The organism is Mycobacterium sp., assembly GCF_040509115.1.
Lineage (GTDB): Bacteria > Actinomycetota > Actinomycetes > Mycobacteriales > Mycobacteriaceae > Mycobacterium.
In genome coordinates, this window is sequence record NZ_JBEVLO010000526.1 from 1 (window position 1) to 4,249 (window position 4,249).

The following is a 4,249-nucleotide window of genomic DNA, read 5'->3' on the forward strand; positions in this document are numbered from 1 at the left end:
GCGATACGCCGCGCCGATCTCCTTCTCACGACCCGCGTAGGTCTCGCCGAGGCGCTCGAGCACCTCGACCTTGATCTCGTTGGTGCGCTCGTCGCGCTCTTCCTTGCCCGCGATCGTCAGTGCCTTGGCCAGCTCGTCGGTGGCCACCGAGGACACGGCGTAGAACACGTCGTCCTGGTAGTCGGGGAACACCGGGTATTCGGCGGTCTCCTTGCCCGCGGCGTCGTGCAGCTCCTGCTGCGCGTCGCACAGCGCGGCGATGAACGGCTTGGCGGCTTCGAGGCCCTCGGCCACGACGCTCTCCGTCGGAGCACCCGCGCCGCCGGCGATCAGATCGATGACCTTGTCGGTGGCCTCGGCCTCGACCATCATGATCGCCACGTCAGCCGAATCCCCCGAGCCGGTCTTGCGACCGGCGACGACCATGTCGAACACGGCGGTCTCGAGCTGCTCGACGGTCGGGAACGCGACCCACTGGCCCGCCTTGTTCTCGGGAGTGGAGATGAGCGCGACGCGCACGCCGCCGACGGGACCGGAGAACGGAATGCCGGAGATCTGGGTCGACGCGGACGCGGCGTTGATCGCCAGCACGTCGTACAGGTCCTTGGGATCCAAGCTCAGGATCGTGACGACGACCTGGATCTCGTTGCGCAGTCCGGAGATGAAGGTCGGGCGCAGCGGGCGGTCGATCAGACGGCAGGTCAGGATGGCGTCCGTGGAGGGACGGCCCTCGCGGCGGAAGAACGAGCCGGGGATGCGTCCCGCGGCGTACATCCGCTCCTCGACGTCGATCGTCAGGGGGAAGAAGTCGAAGTGGTCCTTCGGCGTCTTGCTGGCCGTGGTGGCCGACAGGAGCATGGTCTCGTCGTCGAGGTATGCGACGACGGCGCCGGCGGCCTGCTTGGCCAACCGGCCGGTTTCGAAGCGGATGGTGCGGGAACCGAAGCTCCCATTGTCGATGACGGCGGTCGATTCGAATACGCCGTCTTCTATTTCAGTTGCAGACATACGTGCGTCAGCCCTCTTTGGTTCTCGTTTGGTGCTCATTCGCACCCCTTTTCGCACGTCACGCGCGAGAACCCGGAAATCCCGACGGCCGTCGATCGAAGCGGCCGGATCGACCCCTCGGCGGGGGTCCGGCAGCCACTACCGAAGACCGCCCATGTGTGACGGGTTCTGAGGTGACGCACTGGAACGGTGCACGCGGATATGCGCGAACCGCACCGGATGTTCGAGCCGATCAGGCTCAAAACACGTTCATGTTACACCGCGGCAATTCCCCATCCGACCGACGCCCCTCGGGCCTCGCGACGGAAAGAGGCAGCTAGGACACGTCCTCGACGCACACGGTGAACTGCCGCTCGTCGTAGGCGTAGCCCAGGCCGGTGGCGCACTGGTCGACATTGGCGACGTCCTGCATGATCTGCGTGGCGCGTTGGCGGTTCGGCTGCGACCCGTCGCTGCAGTCGACGCGGACCGGATCACGATCGTTGTCGGGGTCGATGCTCATGCAATCGCCGACGACCCAATCGATGTCCATGCAGATGGTCGCGCCCGATCCGCTGAACGAGCTGCGCATCGAGTAATACGAGTCGACGTCGGTGAAGCAGTCGTCGGTGTTCGCCACGGTGCCGACGACCTTGAAGTTGGACTCCGGGCTACCGCACTCGACCTTGGTGGTCTCGGGCCGGTCCGGCGGGCCGCCGACCCTCAGGCAATCACCCACCTGCAGGTCCGCGGCCGCGGCCGAGGAACATCCGGCCGCCGACATCAAGAGGCCGAGAAGCGCGGGTGCCGCGATGGCGCCCGCGGCGCCGAGTCTCACTCCTGGGTCAGCGACGCAGGCCGAGCCGGCCGATCAGCGTGCGGTAGCGCTCGACGTCGACCTGCTCGATGTACTTGAGCAGCCGCTTGCGACGACCGACCAGGAGCAGCAGACCGCGGCGCGAGTGGTGGTCGTGCTTGTGCTTCTTCAGGTGCTCGGTCAGGTCGGAGATGCGCCTGGTCAGCATCGCGATCTGCGCTTCTGGCGACCCGGTATCGGTGCCGTGGAGGCCGTACTGGCCGAGGATCTCTTTTTTCTGTTCGGCGGTAAGCGCCACGAAACGACTCCATCCATAGGTTCGCGATGAACAACGTGAGGCGCGGCCGCCGCGAACTGCAGCGCGCGCTTGGTCGCCGGAGAGTCTAGCAGCGCGTCGTGGTGCGGAACGAATCGCGAACCGGGGCACTACTGGGCGGACAGGATGCTCCGCGCCCGGGTGGTGTCTCGCTCCATCGCGACGACGAGGTCGTCGACCGACCCGAACTTCTCCTGGCCACGAATGCGGGCGACGAAGTCGACGGCGACGTGCTGACCGTACAGGTCGGCCTGGGTGTCCAGGACGAACGCCTCGACGGTGCGGGTGCGCCCCGAGAACGTCGGGTTGGTGCCGACGGAGACCGCGGCCTGATAGCGCTCACCGGGGATGACGGTGCCCATCACCGGGCCATGGCCGAGCACCGTGAACCAGGCGGCGTACACGCCGTCCGCGGGGATCGCGGAGTACATCGGGGGCGCGACGTTGGCGGTCGGAAACCCCAGACCCTTGCCGCGACCGTCGCCGCGCACCACCACGCCCTCGACGCGATGCGGGCGACCAAGCGCCTCGGCAGCGGCCACCACGTCACCCGCATCGACGCACGACCGGATGTAGGTGGAGGAGAAGGTGACGGTCTCGTCGCGGGCGGTGTCGGGCACCTCGGAAAGCAAGGTGAGGCTCTCGACCGCGAAGCCGAAGCGTTCCCCGGCCTTGCGGAGCATGGCGACGTTGCCGCCCGCCTTCTTGCCGAAGGTGAAGTTGTCCCCAACCACCACCTCGACGACGTGAAGGCGTTCGACCAGCAACTCGTGGATGTAGCGCTCGGGGGTCAGCTTCATGAAGTCCGAGGTGAACGGCATGACCAGGAAGACGTCGACCCCCATCTCCTCGACGAGTTCGGCGCGTCGGGTCAGGGTCGTCAGCTGGGCGGGATGACTGCCGGGAAAGACCACTTCCATCGGATGGGGATCGAACGTCATCAGCACCGTCGGCACGCCACGGGACCGGCCCGCCTTCACGGCGTCGTTGATCAGCTCGGCGTGTCCACGGTGCACACCGTCGAACACACCGATGGTGACCACACATCTGCCCCAGTCCGTGGGGATTTCGTCTTGGCCCCGCCAGCGCTGCACGACGGCAAGCCTACGACGCGCGGCGGCGGCGGGCGCCGCTAGATCCCCGTTGCGCCGGCGAATGCCTAAACTTCCCCGTTATGAGCTCCGACGACAACACTCGGGATCTGTCGGCGGTGGCGCAGGACTATCTCAAGGTCATCTGGACCGCGCAGGAGTGGTCGGTGGACAAGGTCAGCACCAAGATGCTGGCCGAACGCATCGGCGTCTCGGCGAGCACGGCGTCGGAGTCGATCCGCAAGCTGGCCGATCAAGGCCTCGTCGATCACGAGAAGTACGGCGGCGTGTCCCTGACCGACGCCGGGCGCACCGCTGCGCTTGCGATGGTGCGACGACACCGTCTGATGGAGACGTTCCTGGTGCGCGAACTCGGCTACGGCTGGGACGAGGTGCACGACGAGGCAGAGGTGCTCGAGCACGCGGTGTCCGACCGCATGCTCGACCGCATCGACGCGAAGTTGGGTTATCCGACTCGGGATCCGCACGGCGACCCGATCCCGGCTCCCGACGGTCGGGTGCCGACCCCGCCGGCGCGCCAACTGTCGGCGTGCCGGGACGGCGACGTCGGCACGGTGGCACGCATCTCCGACGCCGACCCCGAGATGCTTCGTTACTTCGACGGCGTCGGCATCAGCCTGGACTCGCGGCTACGGGTGGTGGCCCGGCGCGACTTCGCAGGCATCATCTCGGTGGCGGTGGAAGATTCGCCGGGGTCACGGGACTCCGGGAGTTCACGCGAACCCCACCCCACGGTGGATCTGGGAAGCCCTGCGGCAGAGGCCATCTGGGTGGTGTGACCCCCCGGACTGCCCCTTGGTGTCCTTACGGGCCCAGCAGCCGCGGGTCTCGACGATCACGGATCCAGTAGGCCCTTGGCGACGTTGGTGATCTGGACTTCGTTGCTGCCCGCGTAAATCATCAGCGACTTGGCGTCGCGGGCCAGCTGTTCCACGCGGTACTCGGTCATGTAGCCGTTGCCGCCGAACAGCTGGACCGCGTCCATCGCGACCTCGGTCGCCGCCTCCGATGAGTACC

General features: G+C 67.0%; 6 protein-coding genes. 1 reads left to right on the forward strand and 5 read right to left on the reverse strand.

The window, feature by feature from the left end:
• The 4 genes from ABW137_RS35520 to ABW137_RS35535 all read right to left on the reverse strand — a co-directional run.
• Positions 1-1,008: polyribonucleotide nucleotidyltransferase (locus ABW137_RS35520; RefSeq protein WP_526407599.1), on the reverse strand; the 1,008-nt coding region annotated here is incomplete at its 3' end.
• Positions 1,009-1,324: 316 nt separating this feature from the next.
• On the reverse strand, positions 1,325-1,771 hold the full coding sequence (lppU, locus tag ABW137_RS35525; protein ID WP_526407609.1) for an LppU family putative lipoprotein: 447 nt from the start codon (positions 1,769-1,771) through the stop codon (positions 1,325-1,327).
• A 61-nt stretch (positions 1,772-1,832) separates the two neighbouring features.
• The gene (rpsO, locus tag ABW137_RS35530; RefSeq protein ID WP_526407601.1) at positions 1,833-2,102 is read right to left on the reverse strand and encodes a 30S ribosomal protein S15; all 270 of its coding nucleotides are present in this window, start codon (positions 2,100-2,102) and stop codon (positions 1,833-1,835) included.
• 128 nt (positions 2,103-2,230) lie between these two features.
• Positions 2,231-3,214, reverse strand: coding sequence for a bifunctional riboflavin kinase/FAD synthetase (locus ABW137_RS35535; protein ID WP_526407603.1), 984 nt, complete (start codon positions 3,212-3,214; stop codon positions 2,231-2,233).
• Positions 3,215-3,294: 80 nt separating this feature from the next.
• Between ABW137_RS35535 and mntR the strand changes: the two genes are divergently transcribed.
• Positions 3,295-4,011 carry a manganese-binding transcriptional regulator MntR gene (gene mntR / locus ABW137_RS35540; RefSeq protein ID WP_526407605.1) on the forward strand — a complete coding sequence of 239 codons (717 nt, stop codon included), beginning with the start codon at positions 3,295-3,297 and terminating at the stop codon, positions 4,009-4,011.
• A 56-nt stretch (positions 4,012-4,067) separates the two neighbouring features.
• Here the strand turns inward: mntR and ABW137_RS35545 are convergent.
• On the reverse strand, positions 4,068-4,249 hold a 182-nt coding region (locus ABW137_RS35545), incomplete at its 5' end, for an acyl-CoA dehydrogenase family protein (protein ID WP_526407607.1).

Bases quoted from the DNA above. Each gene is read 5' to 3' on its own strand.
- mntR (WP_526407605.1), top strand. From the start codon at position 3,295: ATGAGCTCCGACGACAACACTCGGGATCTGTCGGCGGTGGCGCAGGAC.
- lppU (WP_526407609.1), bottom strand. From the start codon at position 1,771: ATGTCGGCGGCCGGATGTTCCTCGGCCGCGGCCGCGGACCTGCAGGTG.